Below are 18,858 nucleotides of genomic sequence, written 5' to 3' on the forward strand. Positions count from 1 at the left end.
TTATTTATAAATAATTGGCGCTTAGACGACTAAAATAAAGTTATGCGCTTACTTTTCAATTAGTGGTCTACTATTAAATTTTCAGATTGATTTATTAAATAAAGTCTTGATAAATTGTTTAAATGTTATTTAGTAAAGTCTTGATAAATGTTTAAAACTATGTTATTTAGTAATTCAATTTTTCATTTCGTTTGTTAGTTACAGCACATTAGTACTTACAGTACTTTTACCCCTATTTCTACAAAAGGTCTTAGGGTTACTTCGTTTGGATCTAACTCAGTAATAAGTGTTGTAACAGATTTAGAAGAGACACATAAGAATGGCTGAGTAGTATACAACTTATCTGATGAAGCCACTGAAACTACGTTCACAGCTGATTGACTCATTGCATTTTTTACTTCTACTTCTTCTCTGTCTATATCGGTAATACCTCTTTGAACATCAATAGATCGAGTTCCAAGAAAACAAATATCTGCTCTTATTTCCTTTAATTCTTGAATAACAGAATGACCAACGGTAACCAAGGCATTAGGTAAAATTCTACCTCCCAAGAAATATACTTCCACAAACCTATGTTCTACTAATTTTGTGGCAATAGGAAGACAGTTTGTAATTACTGTTCCTTTATAATCCATTGGAATAGCTTTTACCAACTCAAGGTTTGTTGTTCCACCGTCAATTAGAATAACATTATCGTCTCTTAACAAGGATACTGCTTTTTTAGCAATCACTTCTTTTTTAGCCTTGCTATACACTTCACGATCTTCGTAACTAAAAGGAATGTAAGCTGAAGAGTCAGAATGTTCTTCTAGATTTATTTCATTGTTATTTTTTACAGCACCACCATGTACTCTACGGATACTTCCAAGATCTGATAATTCTCTCAAGTCTCTTCGGATCGTATCTTCAGATACATTTAATCGGGTACTTAACTCTGAAGAAAGTACTTTATTATTAGCTCTGATTTCATTTAAAATAAATTGATGTCTTTCTTCTTTTAACATAGATAATAAGTCAGATTGTTTTAAGTGTTACCTTTACACACACAAACATACACGAACACGCATAAACGTGCAAATTTATGTTTCAAATATTTATTAAATAAATCTAAACACGCAAACAAGTATTGATATTGTCATAAATACGCATAAAAAAAGACGGCATTTTTTAACAAATACCGTCTTGTATATAAGGTGTTTAAATCAATTAGTAGTTTCTAGTTCACTACTGAAAACTGATTTTCGATATATTCTTTTACTTGCTCCATTAACCACATTGGTGTCGATGTAGCTCCAGAAATGCCGACTTTATCACCGACTTCTATCCAATTTAGATCAATTTCATCCTCATTTTCCACGAAAAAACTTCTTGGATTATTTTTAAGACAAACATTATACAATGCTTTTCCATTGGATGATTTTTTACCACTTACGAATACGATAACATCATTCTCGCTAGAAAACTTCACCATTTGTGGTTCTCTATTGGATACTTGACGACATATACTATCATTTGCGTTAAATGATTCTTTGTGCATGTCTTCTCCTTGAGCAGCATCAATTCGTTTTTCTATTTCAGCTTTTAGCTCGTAGAATCCTTTGGTGCTTTTTGTTGTCTGAGAATATAAGGTGACTGGTCTATTGAAATCAACTTTCACCAAATCATCAATCGATGATACAATAATACAATCGTCACCTGTCTGACCAGTCAAACCAATGACTTCCGCATGTCCTGGCTTACCGTAGATCACTAATTGTCCTTTTTGTTCTTCCGACTTATCGTAGGCGTTTTTTACTCTGTTCTGCAGCTTTAATACAACAGGACATGAAGCATCAATTAATTCGATGTTATTTTCGATTGCTGTTTTGTAGGTTTCAGGTGGTTCACCATGTGCTCTAATCAAAACTTTACAATCACGAAGATCTTTTAAATCTTCTTTATCTATAACTACAAGGCCTTTTTCTCTCAGCCTTTTTACTTCCATACTATTATGTACAATATCACCTAAGCAATACAGCTTTCCAGACTCCTCCATTTCTTCTTCCGCCATTTGAATAGCGAATTCTACTCCAAAGCAGTATCCAGATTTTTGATCTATTGTAACTTCCATTTTTTTGTAAGTTTGGTTCTTTTACATTATCACAAAAGTAACATTTTTTTGTGATGTTTTATTTCCCATCGTTATAGAAACATGAAAAGAAATAAAAAGTTTAGGTAATGATTCTTCTTATTTATTGATATTTCCAAATTCTTGGATTTTAGACAGATGTCCTCTGTCCACCTCTTTGACATCAAATTGTTTTGCGTTTAGCTTATCTACCAAAAACTCCATTGCCTTTTCTGGAAATGCAGTTGCACCACAAGTATAGAAGTCTACTGAGACAAATTGATGTTCTGGCCAAGTATGCACTGCAAAATGACTCTCTTGAATCACCACTACTCCACTAACACCGTGTGGGGAGAAATGATGAAACACCGATTGTACTATGGTAGCGTTGGCATAATTTGCAGCTTCTTCCATAATAGATTTCATCGCTTCAGGATCATTCAAATAGGTTGAAGAACATGTGTACAATTCTCCTAAAAGTTGCTTCCCTAAAAAAATTTCCTCTCCTTTATGAAAACTCATATTAAAACATGATTAAACTACCGATTTTTATTTTATTGATATCACTGATGGCCTGTACTACTCCTCAAAGTAATAAGCCCTTGATATTCGAAGGAACTATTGATACGAAACATTCATCTATTGATCATAAAATACATGCTATGATTGATCAGGAATTGGCTCAACAAAAATATTGGGAATCCATCGAGTCTCTCGATGATAGTTCGTTTGTTGACCTTGAACAATTGGATAGTATGTTTATTCTAGATATTCGATACGCAACGACTAATAATTTCACAAAAAAAGTACTTTACGACTGCCCAAAGGCTCTTTTGAGAAAAATAGTGGCCCTTCAGCTAGTAAAGGTACAACAAGAACTTGTTAAACAAGGTTATCGTATTAAAATTTTTGATGCTTACAGACCTTTAACGACCCAATGGAGAATGTGGAAAGCCTATCCAGACCGTCGATATGTAGCAGATCCTAACAAAGGATCTTGGCATAACAGAGGCCTCGCTATAGACCTTACATTGTGTACTTTAGAGGGTAAACAATTAGATATGGGCACACATTATGATTATTTCGGGAAAGAGGCCTGGCCTTCCTATCAAAAATTATCAAAAGAGGTGCTGGAAAATAGAAAATTATTAGCTAATACAATGTTTAAATACGGGTTTGGTCCAACAAGTACAGAATGGTGGCATTATTCGTACAGAGGTGTACATTTTGAAGTTTCTGATTTTCCCTTTGAATGTCAAAAAAATTGAATTTTACATTTTATAGCACCGTAAGTTACTAATTAACAAAGTTTTAAACTATATTGTTGAATGATTTATAATTATTCATGATCATTATTAAATCAAAATTTGCAACACTTTAAACTGAGTTTTTAAATGAGAATATTATCAACAGCTTAAGAAATTAAGTATATCGTCAATTTTAACATTATCATAAAAGCTTTTTTAAATGCTTAAAAATTTATTTTCCAACTATAATTTATACCCATACTTTCAACATGATTATTTTTAAGAATAATGCCGCTGATGTTCAGTGGTCTTTAAACCAAAATGCAATCATTTGTCATTGGAAAGACAACCCTAGTTTTGATGAAATAAAAGAAGTCGTTTTGGCCGTAACTGAATTGCAGGAAGCTAATGAACTAGCACATTATATCTCTGATCGATCCAATCTTTCCTTTTTATGGTCAGGTTATATAGAATGGTACGCATTTCATTTATATCAAATTCAATTATCGTCTTTATTTTCTAATGTAATTGTATTGGACCCCGCAAAAAAACAAAATGCCGTTTTGCTGAAAAACCATGAACAAATTGGAAACAACTACTCAATAGAACATCAAGTAAAGTTCTTTGACAGTCCCAATGTGTTAAATCAGTTTATCGAACAGGATAATGTAAAAACAGCATAAAAAAATGGCCGCTTCATTCATGAATGAAGCGGCCATTTTTTTATTCAATATATGGATAAATTACTTACCCAACATTTTCGATTTCAATTTCTTATCAGCTGGCTTATCTCCTAACCAAATACCAAATAGTACTTTATTGAACTCTTCGTTATCTACAGAAGTTAGCTCTTTACCATTTTTCAAAGCTTTCAACTTAGAACCATTTGTGATGAATTGGAAAATATCACCTACTTCCACTTCTTCGCTAAATACAGCAATAAAGCTATCAATTTCTTTTTGCAAAGGTGCTGTATTACCATTCATAGAGTTGCTGAAACCCTCTTTGATTGTATCTTCCATCTTCTCTTTGCTGATCAAGCTAGAGATAATATCCAATTGAATCATTTTTTGATCTGTTGAAAGCACTTGCTTTGCATCAGAAATCTTTGAAGGGACATACAATGAACCTACATACAAAGATAAGAAGTATTTTGAACGAATACCTGCTCCATTTAACTGAAGAGATGAACCATCAACAGTCACTGTGTTTTTTAGTTCGACATCTCCGATGGTCGTTGTCTGCGCTTGTAACGCTGAGAAAGATAATACTGATACTAGTAAAGTATAAAACAGTTTTTTCATTGTTAATAAGTAAGTTGATTTACATACGATTTTCACAAAATCAGCTTTTTACAACAAAAAGCCAATTTTAAACTTGAAATATAACAAATTTTGATTTGTAAATGTTTATTCAGTAACGAGAATATTATGTTCTTATTGTATCCTTATTAGCGAATTTAATCTCGATCCAATAAATAAACTTAGCCAACCATCTGAAATAAAGTGCCACAAACATGAAAGCAAACATCACCCATAATACTATGATATTAAACCAGAAAGTATTAAAATACTGCCCAAGGAATAATTTCTTAGGAGCAAAAAAGTGTGTTCTAAAATCAAGAGTATTACTACTCTCAGTTGGTAAATTATAAACAGGATAAATTTTTTGAATCAGTTGATGACCATATTCTACAATACGTTTCTCGGCCATCACATTGGTAACAAATTCCGAAATTCTATTATTTGTATAGTTGTCCTTATACTTTAAGTACTTTTCCTTCCCAAACTTATCTAAAAGTTCAGTCACCTTCTCCTCCCTTTTCTTCTTCCAGTAGATATAACTCATATTAAAGTGTTGTCTACCTTGTGTAATCGTTTCGTAGATTTGATCTGCAATAGCTAATGTAAAGTTTTCAGAAGATAAGTTATCTAAAGATACATTTGGTGTTTGATCCAGTTCATCCCAATCCACATTATGATGCAGTTCGTTTCTCAAAAGCAGGAAATTCTCATCAAAACGTTTCATGGCTACTTTTCTTTCTTCCTCAGAAACGTCTGCTTTCTTGTTATGAAGAATCACTTTCATTTCTTCCAGCTTACTTAATAAGGTGGGAAAATAATACGTTCGCATATAATCTGATCGATAAATTTCCATATCGATTGGGAAGAAGTTTTTCTCGAATTGATTATCAGCAAATTGCTCCACCATCAAACCTTCGAATGCCCAACGAGAGGCCATAAATTCTCCTACCATAGGGACTTTACCCTGCTTATTTTTAAAGATAGGATTGATATTATCATACTGTACTACTACTCCTCCCAATAAAAGCTGTGGTATTAATAAAATTGGGATTAAAATATATACTGTAACGACATTCTTAAAGGCACTAGATACATTCAAACCAATCATATTAGCTACGCAAGCAGTGGAGAACAACATCAAGAAATACTCCAAATAGAGCCCTCTAATACCCATTATAGTGTTCCCTATCAATACAAAAACCAATACTTGTACTGCAGACATCCCAGATAATATGGCCACTTTTGAGTATAAATACGATTGATTACTTAATGATAAATACACTTCCCTTTTCCGTATTTTCCGGTCTTTTATCAGTTCCTCTGCACTAATCATGAGTCCTAAAAAGAGGGCTACTATCACCGACATAAATATGTACGAAGGCATATTCATGTTTTCTCTAAAAACATAATCTGCTTGGTAAATCAGTTCGTCAAAATGATAAAAATAAACAATTAAGGATAGCATTAAGGCTAAGAATGGTGCTTGAATCAAGTTCACCATCATGTATTGTTTATTATTGAATTTTGTATTAAGGTCTCTCAATACAAATATTTTAAACTGATTTATTTTAGAAGGAATTTCTAAAACATTCTTTGGAGGAGAAGTTATTCTCTCCACTTGAGGAAGTTTAATCGATTCTTTAAACTTTTTCCACCATAATTCAGGCTTCCATTTTCTTTTTCGAGTACGTCGACCATATTCATCGAGTACTTTGGATTCCAAAATTTCGAAAACTTGCTCTGAGTCAACATTTCCACATTTTTGACACTCACTTTGAATATCTGCGTAATTTGCCTCTCCTTTGAAATATGACACTGCAGTAATTGGATTACCATAGTAAACAGGATACCCTCCTACATCCAACACCACGAGTTTATCAAACATTTTATAGATATCTGATGAAGGTTGATGAATGACCACAAAGATCAGCTTTCCACTATAAGTCAACTGTCTTAATAGGTCAATAACGTTTTCAGAATCTTGTGATGATAAACCAGAAGTAGGTTCATCTACAAACATCACCGAAGGTTCTCTTAGTAACTCTAAACCTATATTTAATCGTTTTCTTTGGCCTCCACTAATCGTTTTCTCTAACGGATTACCCACCTTTAAATCTTTTACACTATACAAACCAAGGTTTTCTATGGTACGCATAATGATCTTTTCCACCTCTTCGGGTGTTGACTTTGCAAAACTTAGTTTAGCAGCAAAATAAAGGTTTTCGTATACTGTAAGTTCTTCAATTAATAAGTCGTCCTGCGGAACATAACCTATGACCCCTTTCACTTTTTCGGGTTCTTTATGAATATCGATACCATTGATAAGTACTTCACCCATTTTGGGCTTATACGTACCATTCAATACATTCAATAAAGTTGATTTACCAGAACCTGATGCTCCCATAAGCGCTACCATGTTCCCTCCTTCTTCGGCAATATTGATATCATGTAGTCCATGTTTTTTACCAAAGAAATAATTGATGTTATTCGCTTCAAATGAGATTGGATCAACATTCTGAATCCCCACAAAAACTGATGAGACTTCTGAGTGATATAGATTACTACCTACTTTACCACCAATTCTAATCACACCTCCAACATCCAACGCATAACAGCGGTTCAAGGTCATTTTCTCACCGTTCAGTACGTATACTTGATCTTGATTACAAACTTTCACAAAATACATTCTAGCCAAAGGCATGTATAATACTGAAAGTGGTGTTTTTATGTTACTCTTATATAAATGTCGTTTACCACCATAACCCTCTTCATCATTCGATATCGTTAAACAGTTATGTATCTTGGCTAATTCCTCAATTTTATTTGTTGTAAGAAACTGTTGCATTCTATGAAGCCTATCGAATTCTATATTATAGGATTCACAAATAATCTTCATGATGCGTTGTTCTTCTTCAGAGAACACATCATTGGAATAAGCCAATTCTAACAATTCAATAATTGTTACAATACGCTGTCTTAACGTTAACTCTTCAGCAGCCATTGTCGCAATTTCTCTAATCTCATCGTTAGAAGCATTTCTTCTAGCCTGATGTTCAAAGAGTTCAATATATTTATTGATATTGCTTTCGTGGAGTGTAAAAGTTAAGTAATCTTCTAAAATCTCAATGGCTTCATCAATAGAACCATCGGCTGTAGCCATAATAGCAAACAGTTTCGTTAGAGATTTTAAGACTTTTTCGTTCATAAGTTAGGTCATTTGGCGATCGCGGAGTTCTATACGATCACTCGATAAGATGTTATAGTTAATGTTGACTAGAGATGTTGATATATGATTGACATCAAGGGTTTATCGACAGCTCTTATTATCACCTACTTTCAATGAAAACAGGTTTATAGTAATTAAAACATCTCTAATTAAACAAAAAAAGTCCTGTGTTCAAAACACAGGACCCTTGAATGTCTGCAAGATTTAAATTACATGCTTACAGTCACTTTTCTTAGTGCTTCCACAGTAGCAGTAATATCTTTAAGATCTTCTGCTTTCAACTGGTAACCACCTTTATTTTCTTTCAACTTCTCGTCAAATTTTAAAGCATCAAACTGACCTTGTAATTTCACGAATTCTGCATAATACTTTTTAGTATCTGCGTTTGTTCCTTCTAGAGGCTTCAAGATTTCTACGATTGCATCGATAGAAGATTCTTGCTTAGCTACTGCAGTCATTAGATCTACTAATACTGCATTTCTAGCTTCAGCAGGCAAATCTTTAGGAGCATTTTGAACTAGACCTAAAGAGATATGTAAAGCTTCTAAAGTTGTACCTGTTACGATCAAAGCTGCAACGTCGTACTGAGAATTTGTATTAAGGAAAGCTTTTACTTTGCTTTCTGATTCAGAAATCACTTTCAACATTGCCTCTTTATCAGAAAGGGCTGTTTCAAGTTTATCACTAAGATCGCTACCCATAGCATCAGAGATACCCAATTTATCTGATAACTTTCTTGCAGTCGAGAAGTAATTGATAGCTTCTTGAGGCTTGTTTGAAGCAGATAAATAAGCGATATCAGAAATATATACACCGAAGTTTAATGCAGATGATGCATCTTTTAATACATATGATTCTGCTTTGTCTTTCGAGTTTAGTAATGAAGCGTCAAACTCAGCTCCACTTCTTTCTAACAATACAGGGATTGAAGTTGGGTCAGGAGCATTATTTAAGATTATATTAAAATCTACTGATGCTTCTTTCACTGCTGCGATTTCCTTCTTTGTCTCATCGTTGTTTGAAGAATCAGCCGATCCACCACAAGCGATCATAGTTGTAGCTAAACCACAAGCGATAGCAATTTTACCTAAATTTTTATATTTAGCACTAAAAGTCATAATCTTATTTCGATTAGGTTCTTTAAAAAAAATTCAGACCAAAAATAATTGTAAATATTATATATCAAAAAAAAATACCGCTAAATCTTTAAATTCTATTGTATTAAACCTAGGTGAAAGATATTATTAGCATTTCAATACTGTTTTCGATCAATTTTCTTATCAGGTTATCTAAAATGATTTTATCTTTGCATCTATGGAAAACGAATTAGGCTTTTTATCTCAAATGTTTGATACTTTATACCTCTTTCCTGAAGAGCTAGAAGACATTGAGATTCCAGAGGAAGAATTGGCAAAAATCAACGGAGATCAGGTTGAGAAGAAAGAGGAATCACCTAAAAATGAGGTGAAAGAACAAAAAGCTGTTCCTAAAAAATCTATCAATAAAACTTTACCTACTGATTATTATGGTGAGAATAAACGTCATATCGTTATCCTTATCGAACACAGTGGTGTGGATATCTATAGAAGTAAAGAATTCCAGTTATTGCTAAAAATTATTGGAGCCCTACAATTATCATTACAAGAAGTAGCTGTGGTGAATGTTTTGGAGCAAAAAGATCAATTAGATCAACTGATGAAAAAACTTGAGCCAAAACACATACTATATTTTATTAATGGGGATGAAAGCCCAATTTCAAGTCAGAAAGTACCTAAATACGTTCCTACTGAAATTGATGATTGCCCGGCAGTAGCTGCGGACAGTCTTTCAAAACTATTATTTGATACCGAAAAGAAAAAAGATCTTTGGTTATCGCTTAAAACACTATTTGATTTATAATTTAGATCATCATCAACCTCCATACACCTGTAATAAATACAAGCAATAAACCAGCAGGTGTAAGGTATTTCCAACACAAAGTCATTAACTGATCCACCCTTAACCTTGGGTAAGACCAACGTATCCACATTTGTACAAATACAAGGAATAATGTCTTACTCATTAACCAAACAAATCCCCATACATAACCCGATAATTCTCCAGTTGTACCTGTAGTCCAATCGGCCAATCGTAGCGATCCAATATTAATGAATGGTGTGTTCCAAGAGCCTAAAAATAATACAGAGGCAAATACACAACCTAATAACATTACACCATATTCAGCAAGCATCATAAAGGCAAACCTCATTCCTGAATATTCAATATGATATCCAGCAATCAGTTCTGTCTCTGCTTCAGGTAAATCGAAAGGTGCTCTATTTGCTTCAGCTAAAGATGAGATATAAAATATGATGAATGCTAGGATTAAAAACGGATTTCTAAGAATATTCCAAGTTAGAATTCCGCCCATATCAGTTACATCTATTCCTAAAGATTTTAAGCCAAATAAATAATTCACATCTGCTGATAAAAGCCCTTGTTGAGTAGAAATAATCTCTGTATTCAAGGTTTGAGCAGTCATCACAACACACAGCACTGCCAGGCCCATTGGCACTTCATATGAAACCATTTGAGAAGCTGATCTCATGGCTCCATATAGAGCGTATTTATTGTTCGAACTCCATCCTGCTGCTATAATTCCTAAAACTTCTAACGATAAAATCGCTAAAATATAAAAAACACCAATCATCGACTGAGAACCGTAAATACCATTGGTAAATGGCAGTACAGCAAAGCCTGCAAATACAGGCATAAAAATGACTATTGGTGCGTATTTAAAAATGGTTCTGTCTACCGCTTTTGGAATAATATCTTCCTTTGTTAATAGCTTTAGTATATCTGCAAATGTTTGCAATAAACCTCTTGGACCCACATTTACAGGTCCCATTCGGTCTTGCATCCAAGCAGAAACTTTACGCTCTACGTAGATTCCCAAAATGGCAAATACTAAAAGAAATGGAAGATATAAAACAAGTGCTAGCATAGTTTGTATCTGACTAAAAAATTATTCTGATTATAAAGAACAACTCGGGTGTACGCTTACAGTTTGTTCGATTGCTCAGATTTTCAAGTTGCAATTTAATTAATTGATCAAGATAATATTCATCAAACAGTAGTTTATTCGCAATTTTATTAACGTTCGTATTATTTTTTTGCATAATTATTAATATTTCAAGGTTTACCTTTCATATTAATTAGCAGAAACCATTTCAAACAAATGATTTTTAGTTAATCCATCTTTTTTTTTCTAATTTGAAGTATTATCAGTAAACTTGTTGATTACATTTTTTAAAATCGACTACAGAATATGTTTTTGATAATCTTATAATTAATTCATCATATACTTTTAATGAGTAAAACAATTAAGAAGCTACTCATCTTACTTTTTTCAACTTGCCTAACACTACTATCTGCTTCTGTACATGCACAATTTACTATAAAAGGCCAAGTCGTTGAACAAGGAAGTAATCTCCCTGTTCCTTTTGCTAGCGTCTATTTTGAGGGAACAACCATTGGTACCTTAACCAATAATAATGGTCTTTTTTCCATCACAATAGATGATTACAAAGGAAAGACATTGGTGGCTAAATTTACTGGATATGAGCATTGTACAAAGAAACTAAACAATTCGAATTACAATAAAAAGATTATCCTCAAACTGAAGGAAAGCTCTACGGAATTAGAGGAGGTTGTCATTAAGTCGAAGAAATGGGAAAACCCTGCTTGGGAAATCCTCAGAAACGTTCAAAAGCATAAAGATGATAACGATACAAGAGATTTAAAATCCTACGAATATAAAAGCTACACGAAATCGGATATTTGGGTAGGTAATGTGAACGAAAACTTCAAAAAGAAAAAAGTAGTTTCTGATATTCTTGATTCCTTTGAAGATTTTGAGCCTATAACCGACGAAAGAGGACAGCCGGTGATACCAATTTTTAGTTCTGAGGTCTCGTCTACTATTTATTACATCAAAAATCCTGATGCAAAGACAGAATTAATAGAAAAATCCAGAATTAGAAGTGTGGGGCCTGACGATAGTGAAATGATTTCTCAGATTGTAGGATCATCATTTATTGACTTCAACCTTTACCAAAACTCATTCATATTTTTTGGCAAACAATTTATCTCTCCTATTACTTCTGAATGGCGTAATTATTATGATTATACACTTCAACCAAAAAAGATTAGTATTGATGGTATTGATTGTCATAAAATCGACTTTGAACCAAGAAGAGAAGAAGATTTAGCCTTTACTGGCACAATGTATATTGCCGATTCGGCTCATCAGTTTGCTTTGGTGAAGTGGGATGCAAAACTAAACAAAGAGGCCAATATCAATTTTGTTGATTCCGTACATTTAATGCAGGTGTATGAGCCTATATTAAAGGATAATCAGAAAACTGGATGGTTACCAAAGAAACAAGACTTTATAATCAGTATTGGTAAAATTGCTGATAAATGGGCAAAGGTAAAACTGAATATAAAAATCAGAAATAGTGATTTTATTGTCAATCAACCGAAAGCAAGAAAATTTTATGATCAGCCGGTGATTATGGATCCGGATGCGTTGAATGGAGTAAATGATGAAAAATATTGGGAAACCCAACGTCCTGAACAACTCACCACAAAAGATCAACAAATTTTTAGCATGATCGACTCGGCTGAGTCTACCCCAAGGGTTAAGATTATTTCTTCGGTGGGCGATATGATTACAAGTGGACATAAGAAATTTGGTCCTATAGAATTAGGCCCTATACCTTTCTTATATGCTTTTAATAGTGTGGAAGACCATCGATTCCAATTAGGTTTCCAAACTAATAACGAATTTTCTAAGAAATGGTCGTTTAATGGATTTTTAGCCTACGGCACTAAGGACAAAGAATTCAAATATGGTGGACAAGCTAGATATATTATTAATAGAAAACATTGGGCATTAATTGGTGCTTCTTATTATAATGATTTAAGAAGGGTGAGTGTTAACCAAGCCAATTTTAATAGCCGACCATTGTTCTTAGCGGCATTAAGATGGGGCGATATGCGTTATCCTTACATGGAAAAAAACGCATCTATTTGGTATGAGAAAGATATTACAAGAGGTTTTAATGTAATGACTAAATTGACCCATCGTATTATTGATCCTTTATTTCCGTACAAACAAGAAGGCGATTTTGAAAACAATACTCCGGTATATGATCAGTTAGTGGGGACGGAAGCTTATGTGAAACTTACTTATGGTTTAGGTCATCGATATGTCACCAATAGAGCCAATTATAGAAAATTAGTCGCTCAAGACAATCGCCCAAGAATATCATTTGATTATACTATTGGCATTCCGAATGTTTTAAATAGTAATTATTCGTACCAACAAATTCGTTTAGGTTTAGATCAGAAGGCAAATATTGGAAAGTTCGGTACATCTAGTTATGTGCTTCAGGGTGGTTTTATCCTAACCGAGGCTCCTTTTCCATTTTTAGCCATGCCTTTTGGTAATAACGTACCTCTACTCTACAACCGATATGCCTTCAATTTAATGGATTTAGGTGAGTTTGTAGGTGACAGATGGGCATCTCTGCAACTGATGCACCGATTTGATGGAAATATCCTCAACCGAATTCCACTGATCAAAAAACTAGGATGGCGTACAGTAGGTATTTGTAATATTATGTATGGTGATTTGAGTAGTAAAAATGCCAATCAGGCGGTGAGGCCCCAACTTCTTGATGGTGAACAATATGATCCTAACAGAGAAGCTAAAGCCTTGGACCCTAGTACTCCTTACGTTGAGATAGGTACTGGTGTAGAAAATATTTTTAAGGTCTTGAGAGTCTACACTATTTGGAGAACGACTTACCATACACCAACATCAAATAATTTTGGGGTATATGTCGCTTTTGGAGTTTCTTTCTAAGATCTCACCTCAGTCTTCATACATATTCATATTAACCTTTATATTTGTACCCAAAATTTGATCATCACCAATTTAAAATCAGTATTTGTATATGAAAATTAGAGTAGGACAAGGATATGATGTGCACCGTCAGGGTGAAGGAGAAGAATTATGGCTTGGAGGAATCAAATTTGAGCATACTCACGGTTTAATAGGACACTCTGATGCTGATGTTTTGATCCATGCGATCTGCGATGCTATTCTTGGTGCTGCCAATATGAGAGACATTGGTTTCCATTTTGCAGATACAGACCCTCAATTTAAGGGAATAGATAGTAAAATCCTTTTGGCTGATGTAATGAAGATTGTCAGAAAAGAAGGTTGGGAATTAGGCAATGTAGATTGTACGATCGTTGCTGAAAGGCCAAAAATCAATCCTCATATACCTGCTATGAAAACATGTTTAGCGGAAGTAATGGGAGTTGAAGAGGAAGACATTTCATTGAAAGCGACCACTTCTGAAAAAATGGGTTTTGTAGGCAGAGAAGAAGGAATGGCTGTTCATGCCGTTGCTTTGATTACTAAAGCATAAATCTCACTTATAATAAGGACGTTGCAATGCAACGTCCGTACATATTTTTTGATAAATACTCTTAAGTATTTAGGCCTAATTCTTTCATCAAGAGGCTAGCATTGAATTTTTCACAAACCCCTGATTTAATTTTATAATCAAATTCAAATCCACCTTGGTGATAATCAAAATCAAAATGATAATTCTTTGTCATCTCCGAATTATCCGATTCAAATTCAGAAAGCTGAAGGTCATGGGTAGCGACTAAAATATAAGCATCTCTATTTTCTTTCAATTTCTCAAGAAGCGCAAAAGACCCTTTCAGTTTATCGACCGAATTCGTTCCTCTCAGCATTTCGTCAACCAAGAATAAATAACGCTGATTAGAATTAATCGCTTCTACAATTAATTTAATGCGTTCTAATTCGGCTTTAAAAGTAGATTCACTTAACCTTAAGTTATCTGATATACGCATTGAGGTAATCAATTTCACTGGCTTTCCTACCGAAAACTGTTTAGCACAAACAACACTGCCAATATAAGATAACACCAAATTAATTCCCGCTACCCTTAAAAAAGTACTTTTACCAGACATGTTGGAACCGGTAATAATACTTACTCTATTATCATTTTGTAAATGATACGAATTCGCTACTCCTTCATTTTGAGTACCAGAAATACCTTCAAATATTAAGGGGTGTCCCATTTCTAACCCTTCAAATACATATTCTTTATCAGTATACTCTGCCTCTACCCATTCAGGTTTATTTCTTTGTAGAATTGCCAAACTATTTATTGCTTCTAGCTGACCAATCACATCATATAAGTCATCAAATAATTGGGGATATTGATTGAACCAATTTCTTATGTTTTTTACTAATCGAATATCAAAAGGAAAAAAAGCGTATAACATTACCAACCCCACTAAGTTTCTTCTAATATCCAATTGTTGAATCATATAGGATAAATCTTTCAATGGTTTTAGAAATGTTTCTCCATTTCCGATTTTAGCCACCTCTGATTGAAATAATTTGGAAGTAAAAGATGCCTCACCAATTAATTTGATCAATTGCGAAAGCTTTTCTAAAGTTTCGGAACTATTACTAATCAATTCCATAAAAGCAGCCACTCCTTTTCCTACTTTACTCATCACAAAGAAATTAGCGATAACTAATCCAATACCTAAACTACCCACCCATTCTTGAGTGGTCACCAAACCGTAAACAACTACACACCATAAAACAGGAACCAAATAAGAGTAATAAAGATAAATTTTCTCATTTTTTAATTCGAACTTAGAAATCTCATCAGTATTTACAGGTTTAAATCCTTTCTCATTTTCATTATCAAAAAGTAAGTATTGAAATTGATTTGAAAACTCTTTCTTATCTGATAATTCATTTACGGCCTCTCTTCTTTCCAATATTTTATCAAATTTCACATCAGCAACTTCTTGAAAGAAAGAGGCAAGCTTTGTTTTTCCTAATCTAGTTTTAGCTCTGTTGATAAAATGGAACAATCCAAACTCACCAAAAATATCTAAATCATTAGCAAAATGATGCTGAGGGTTGATAAACTCTTCTCCGTTACTATAAATATTTGCTTCGCCTTTAATAGTATTCAACTCATTTTCTATCAATTGATATTTGACTTTATACTCTGATAATCGAGATAATATTTTTTGATGAAGACGAACAACAACGGCAAAACCTAAAAACTCAACTAAAATAGATATCCAAAGAAAATCGCTCAAATAGTTATAAAATAAAAATGACAAACCTATTGATGCAACAACATAGATGAGTCTCAAAAAAGAATATTGATTTGATTTTTTCTCTAACGAGCTAATGAATTGATTTAGTTTATTAATTTCTTCTTGATAATGTAAAGACATGTGTAAATACTATTTATTGAACAACAAAGTTATAATAATCTTGAAGTTATCATTGATAATAGATACAAAAAAAGGTTGTTTTCAAAAAATGAAAACAACCTTTTTCTTTGAAGTATTTATACCTTACAGGTCACAAGGTAATAAAGTAACTACCTCTAATAACGCCTTAGTTTCTTCAAGTTCTTGTTGAGCATCAGCTAATCCGTCAGGATCATCAGCAAAAGATTCTTCCAAAGCTTCATTGATACATGTCTCATTTGCATTAGCAAAGTCCAAAGCTTCTTGTGCAGCAGCTTTAGTATCTTCACAAGTCGCATCGTCTGGAAGATTACCTAATTTTTCATAAACAGCTGTTAAGTCTGCAATAGTTTGTTGTGTATCACACGGAGCTGGCTCTTCGTCTTCTGAACATGACATTGCGAATAAGCCTAGAAGAAAGATTAAGAGTACTTTTTTCATGATAAAAAAATCCTTTAAGTAAAGTAAATTAAAAACATATTATTCACTACATAATCAGTGCCAATGTTAACAAATAATACATAATTTATTCACTAATTAATTATAAGAGTTGTAATAAAATTATTTTACATTTATTGTATAATATTTACTTTTAAAAGGCGTTTTATTACTTTTTATACAAGCTATTAAGATCTAAAAACATTTTTCACATTTTTTAGTGCATCACCTTTTATAGTAAATACGTTACTTTGTATTGAATATAATTGTTCTACGCTTTTATTATCTAATTGAATACACAGCTATCATATAAGAAAATTGCTCGCTCAATCTTTACGATATGGGTTGCACTCCACACATTGAACTATAGTGTGGACATTGATGCTGTCATTGTATCTCATGCAAACTACAGTCCTGAGTATCTATTACAACAGGAAGATAAAATCGAAAGTATCGTAGAATTTTTTGTTGTGATCATTTTTGAAGACAACTTCGATGATTTCGAAGACAATCCGTTTTCTCATAATGAGTCAAAAAGTTTTTCCCCAATAGTATGTTTTTACCCATCAATACCTAAGATTGTTGATGAGGCTAAACCTATTAAGACAAAAACTTCACAACAACATTTTTACCTAGACCGTAACTACCCTACGCCTATTCAAGGCATCGTTCCTCCCCCTCCGCGTGCGTGCTAAATAGCAGTACGGCTAATACGCTGTGCTCTACTTTTTTAAGAAATAAATTCTTAATGCACAAACGTAGAGATATATGAAAAACCTATATTTATTAGTTATTCTATTCTCTCTAATCTCTCTTAACAATGCAGTGTATGCACAAGAGGTTCAGGAAGAAGAGGAACACGAAACAAAATTTAAACAACAGCCAGGATTGGCAAAAGCAGCTTCTAAAGTATTTTTCTCGGAAAAACCATGGAGCGTATCAGGATTTGGAGAAATTTCTATGGTAAATCGTAATGATGTACCCCTAGGAATGGAAGACGATATCGAATTGTCTTACAACAACTTATACCGTTTCTCTACCTTTTTCGGATACCGTTTTACAGATAAGATTATCTGGAACTCTGAAGTTCTAGTAGAATACTTGATGGATCCCAATGGAAACTCTCATTTTGAGTTTATTCTAGAAGCTTTTATGGACTTTTCTATCCATAAATCATTTAACGTAAGAACAGGTTTATATCCTTTAAGTCTTGGATACATCAATAATAACGATGAACCCGTAATGTTCGGATCTGTGAACAGATCGGATGTTGAACGTATCATTATTCCAAGTACTTGGATGGGTATGGGTGTCAGCTTCTACGGTATCATGTCCCCTAGTTTAAATTATACATTAGGCTTCTCTCAAGGACTTGACGGTAGTGCCTTTAGAAGTGGAACTTTTGTACGTTCAGGTAGAGAACCTCGCTTTGATGGTAATGCTTTCACTACTTTCTCAGTCAATCCACAAATTAATTATGTAGGATTAAAAGACTGGACATTCAGTGGATCTGCTTATATCGGTCAAGCAGGCGATAATCAAGAAATCACAGATAGTAATAATAATGTACGTAGAGCAGAATCAGTAGTACAAATCTATTCAGCTTATGCTCGTTATGTACAGAAAAATTGGGAATTCATTGCACTTGCCACTACTGGTTATATGTCGAATACAGCCGACATTTATCAGATGACTGCTCAAGCAAACGGTGGTGTTGGTGAAGTGATGGCCAAGCAAAATATTGGTTATTTGGTAGAAGGAAGCTTTGACCTTCTATCGCTTTTCAATAACCGAAACTTTCTTCGCAAGAAGAACTTTATGATTGACCCACATGAGGTCAAAGTACCATTCTTCGTGAGATACGAGTATATCGACACTCACAAAAATTATAATGAGAAGTTACTTGCTGAGTCAAATGCCAATATGGTTCATTTTAACTCAGACATCATTACTGTAGGTGTGAACTTCAAACCTAGGGAAGAAATTGCATTCAAAGTCGATTATCAATTCAGAAATAATCGAGCAACTGGTCCCTATGCCGCAAAAGAAGACAATTTACTAGAACTAGGAATTGGCTTCATATTTTGATCTTTAACAACTTCGATGAAAAACTAAAAACCAATGGGAAACCTCTGCATCTTTTTGTAGAGGTTTTTTTTTATG

At 33.6% G+C, this 18,858-nt stretch carries 16 protein-coding genes; 7 read left to right on the forward strand and 9 right to left on the reverse strand.

Annotated elements, in window-relative coordinates:
* Positions 1-215: 215 nt before the first annotated feature.
* The 3 genes from KMW28_RS13465 to speD form a co-directional block, all read right to left on the reverse strand.
* Positions 216-1,004, reverse strand: coding sequence for a DeoR/GlpR family DNA-binding transcription regulator (locus KMW28_RS13465; RefSeq protein WP_066206001.1), 789 nt, complete (start codon positions 1,002-1,004; stop codon positions 216-218).
* 212 nt (positions 1,005-1,216) lie between these two features.
* Positions 1,217-2,110 carry a 4-hydroxy-3-methylbut-2-enyl diphosphate reductase gene (locus KMW28_RS13470; protein WP_169666172.1) on the reverse strand — a complete coding sequence of 298 codons (894 nt, stop codon included), beginning with the start codon at positions 2,108-2,110 and terminating at the stop codon, positions 1,217-1,219.
* Positions 2,111-2,227: 117 nt separating this feature from the next.
* Entirely contained in the window at positions 2,228-2,629 is a 402-nt protein-coding gene (gene speD / locus KMW28_RS13475; RefSeq protein ID WP_066205996.1) for an adenosylmethionine decarboxylase, read from the reverse strand.
* 8 nt (positions 2,630-2,637) lie between these two features.
* Here speD and KMW28_RS13480 point away from each other — a divergent pair, with 8 nt between their 5' ends.
* Positions 2,638-3,375: a M15 family metallopeptidase gene (locus tag KMW28_RS13480; RefSeq protein ID WP_169666174.1), complete on the forward strand. Its 738-nt coding sequence runs from the start codon at positions 2,638-2,640 to the stop codon at positions 3,373-3,375.
* Between the two features lie 248 nt (positions 3,376-3,623).
* On the forward strand, positions 3,624-4,037 hold the full coding sequence (locus KMW28_RS13485; protein WP_066205991.1) for a hypothetical protein: 414 nt from the start codon (positions 3,624-3,626) through the stop codon (positions 4,035-4,037).
* A 60-nt stretch (positions 4,038-4,097) separates the two neighbouring features.
* Here the strand turns inward: KMW28_RS13485 and KMW28_RS13490 are convergent, their stop codons facing one another.
* The 3 genes from KMW28_RS13490 to KMW28_RS13500 all read right to left on the reverse strand — a co-directional run bounded on the left by KMW28_RS13490 (position 4,098) and on the right by KMW28_RS13500 (position 9,002).
* Positions 4,098-4,658: a chalcone isomerase family protein gene (locus KMW28_RS13490; RefSeq protein ID WP_066205989.1), complete on the reverse strand. Its 561-nt coding sequence runs from the start codon at positions 4,656-4,658 to the stop codon at positions 4,098-4,100.
* A 124-nt stretch (positions 4,659-4,782) separates the two neighbouring features.
* Positions 4,783-7,863, reverse strand: coding sequence for an ATP-binding cassette domain-containing protein (locus KMW28_RS13495; protein WP_066205987.1), 3,081 nt, complete (start codon positions 7,861-7,863; stop codon positions 4,783-4,785).
* Positions 7,864-8,093: 230 nt separating this feature from the next.
* On the reverse strand, positions 8,094-9,002 hold the full coding sequence (locus tag KMW28_RS13500) for a hypothetical protein (protein ID WP_169666176.1): 909 nt from the start codon (positions 9,000-9,002) through the stop codon (positions 8,094-8,096).
* Positions 9,003-9,198: 196 nt separating this feature from the next.
* Here KMW28_RS13500 and KMW28_RS13505 point away from each other — a divergent pair, with 196 nt between their 5' ends.
* On the forward strand, positions 9,199-9,783 hold the full coding sequence (locus KMW28_RS13505; protein ID WP_169666178.1) for a hypothetical protein: 585 nt from the start codon (positions 9,199-9,201) through the stop codon (positions 9,781-9,783).
* 1 nt (position 9,784) lies between these two features.
* Here KMW28_RS13505 and KMW28_RS13510 read toward each other — a convergent pair whose 3' ends face one another.
* The gene (locus KMW28_RS13510) at positions 9,785-10,867 is read right to left on the reverse strand and encodes a complex I subunit 1/NuoH family protein (protein ID WP_169666180.1); all 1,083 of its coding nucleotides are present in this window, start codon (positions 10,865-10,867) and stop codon (positions 9,785-9,787) included.
* Positions 10,868-11,233: 366 nt separating this feature from the next.
* Between KMW28_RS13510 and KMW28_RS13515 the strand changes: the two genes are divergently transcribed.
* Positions 11,234-13,795: a DUF5686 and carboxypeptidase-like regulatory domain-containing protein gene (locus tag KMW28_RS13515; protein WP_169666182.1), complete on the forward strand. Its 2,562-nt coding sequence runs from the start codon at positions 11,234-11,236 to the stop codon at positions 13,793-13,795.
* A gap of 91 nt (positions 13,796-13,886) precedes the next feature.
* On the forward strand, positions 13,887-14,366 hold the full coding sequence (gene ispF / locus KMW28_RS13520) for a 2-C-methyl-D-erythritol 2,4-cyclodiphosphate synthase (protein ID WP_158297530.1): 480 nt from the start codon (positions 13,887-13,889) through the stop codon (positions 14,364-14,366).
* A 61-nt stretch (positions 14,367-14,427) separates the two neighbouring features.
* On the opposite strand, the gene KMW28_RS13525 is transcribed toward ispF, so the two are convergent.
* Both KMW28_RS13525 and KMW28_RS13530 read right to left on the reverse strand, forming a co-directional pair.
* Complete coding sequence (locus KMW28_RS13525; protein WP_169666184.1) at positions 14,428-16,239, reverse strand: MutS-related protein; 1,812 nt, start codon at positions 16,237-16,239, stop codon at positions 14,428-14,430.
* A gap of 123 nt (positions 16,240-16,362) precedes the next feature.
* On the reverse strand, positions 16,363-16,698 hold the full coding sequence (locus KMW28_RS13530) for a hypothetical protein (protein ID WP_169666185.1): 336 nt from the start codon (positions 16,696-16,698) through the stop codon (positions 16,363-16,365).
* A 368-nt stretch (positions 16,699-17,066) separates the two neighbouring features.
* Between KMW28_RS13530 and KMW28_RS13535 the strand changes: the two genes are divergently transcribed.
* Both KMW28_RS13535 and KMW28_RS13540 read left to right on the forward strand, forming a co-directional pair.
* Positions 17,067-17,390, forward strand: a complete 324-nt coding sequence (locus KMW28_RS13535) for a hypothetical protein (protein ID WP_215585738.1) — start codon at positions 17,067-17,069, stop codon at positions 17,388-17,390.
* Between the two features lie 73 nt (positions 17,391-17,463).
* Positions 17,464-18,783: a porin gene (locus KMW28_RS13540; protein WP_169666187.1), complete on the forward strand. Its 1,320-nt coding sequence runs from the start codon at positions 17,464-17,466 to the stop codon at positions 18,781-18,783.
* Positions 18,784-18,858 lie beyond the last annotated feature (75 nt).

This window comes from Flammeovirga yaeyamensis, assembly GCF_018736045.1.
GTDB lineage: Bacteria > Bacteroidota > Bacteroidia > Cytophagales > Flammeovirgaceae > Flammeovirga > Flammeovirga yaeyamensis.

Excerpts from the sequence above, each read along its gene's own strand:
- KMW28_RS13525 (WP_169666184.1), bottom strand. The coding sequence starts at position 16,239 with ATGTCTTTACATTATCAAGAAGAAATTAATAAACTAAATCAATTCATT.
- KMW28_RS13500 (WP_169666176.1), bottom strand. The coding sequence starts at position 9,002 with ATGACTTTTAGTGCTAAATATAAAAATTTAGGTAAAATTGCTATCGCT.
- KMW28_RS13510 (WP_169666180.1), bottom strand. The coding sequence starts at position 10,867 with ATGCTAGCACTTGTTTTATATCTTCCATTTCTTTTAGTATTTGCCATT.
- speD (WP_066205996.1), bottom strand. The coding sequence starts at position 2,629 with ATGAGTTTTCATAAAGGAGAGGAAATTTTTTTAGGGAAGCAACTTTTA.
- KMW28_RS13485 (WP_066205991.1), top strand. The coding sequence starts at position 3,624 with ATGATTATTTTTAAGAATAATGCCGCTGATGTTCAGTGGTCTTTAAAC.
- KMW28_RS13465 (WP_066206001.1), bottom strand. The coding sequence starts at position 1,004 with ATGTTAAAAGAAGAAAGACATCAATTTATTTTAAATGAAATCAGAGCT.
- KMW28_RS13515 (WP_169666182.1), top strand. The coding sequence starts at position 11,234 with ATGAGTAAAACAATTAAGAAGCTACTCATCTTACTTTTTTCAACTTGC.
- KMW28_RS13530 (WP_169666185.1), bottom strand. The coding sequence starts at position 16,698 with ATGAAAAAAGTACTCTTAATCTTTCTTCTAGGCTTATTCGCAATGTCA.
- KMW28_RS13490 (WP_066205989.1), bottom strand. The coding sequence starts at position 4,658 with ATGAAAAAACTGTTTTATACTTTACTAGTATCAGTATTATCTTTCTCA.
- KMW28_RS13470 (WP_169666172.1), bottom strand. The coding sequence starts at position 2,110 with ATGGAAGTTACAATAGATCAAAAATCTGGATACTGCTTTGGAGTAGAA.
- KMW28_RS13480 (WP_169666174.1), top strand. The coding sequence starts at position 2,638 with ATGATTAAACTACCGATTTTTATTTTATTGATATCACTGATGGCCTGT.
- ispF (WP_158297530.1), top strand. The coding sequence starts at position 13,887 with ATGAAAATTAGAGTAGGACAAGGATATGATGTGCACCGTCAGGGTGAA.
- KMW28_RS13495 (WP_066205987.1), bottom strand. The coding sequence starts at position 7,863 with ATGAACGAAAAAGTCTTAAAATCTCTAACGAAACTGTTTGCTATTATG.
- KMW28_RS13540 (WP_169666187.1), top strand. The coding sequence starts at position 17,464 with ATGAAAAACCTATATTTATTAGTTATTCTATTCTCTCTAATCTCTCTT.
- KMW28_RS13505 (WP_169666178.1), top strand. The coding sequence starts at position 9,199 with ATGGAAAACGAATTAGGCTTTTTATCTCAAATGTTTGATACTTTATAC.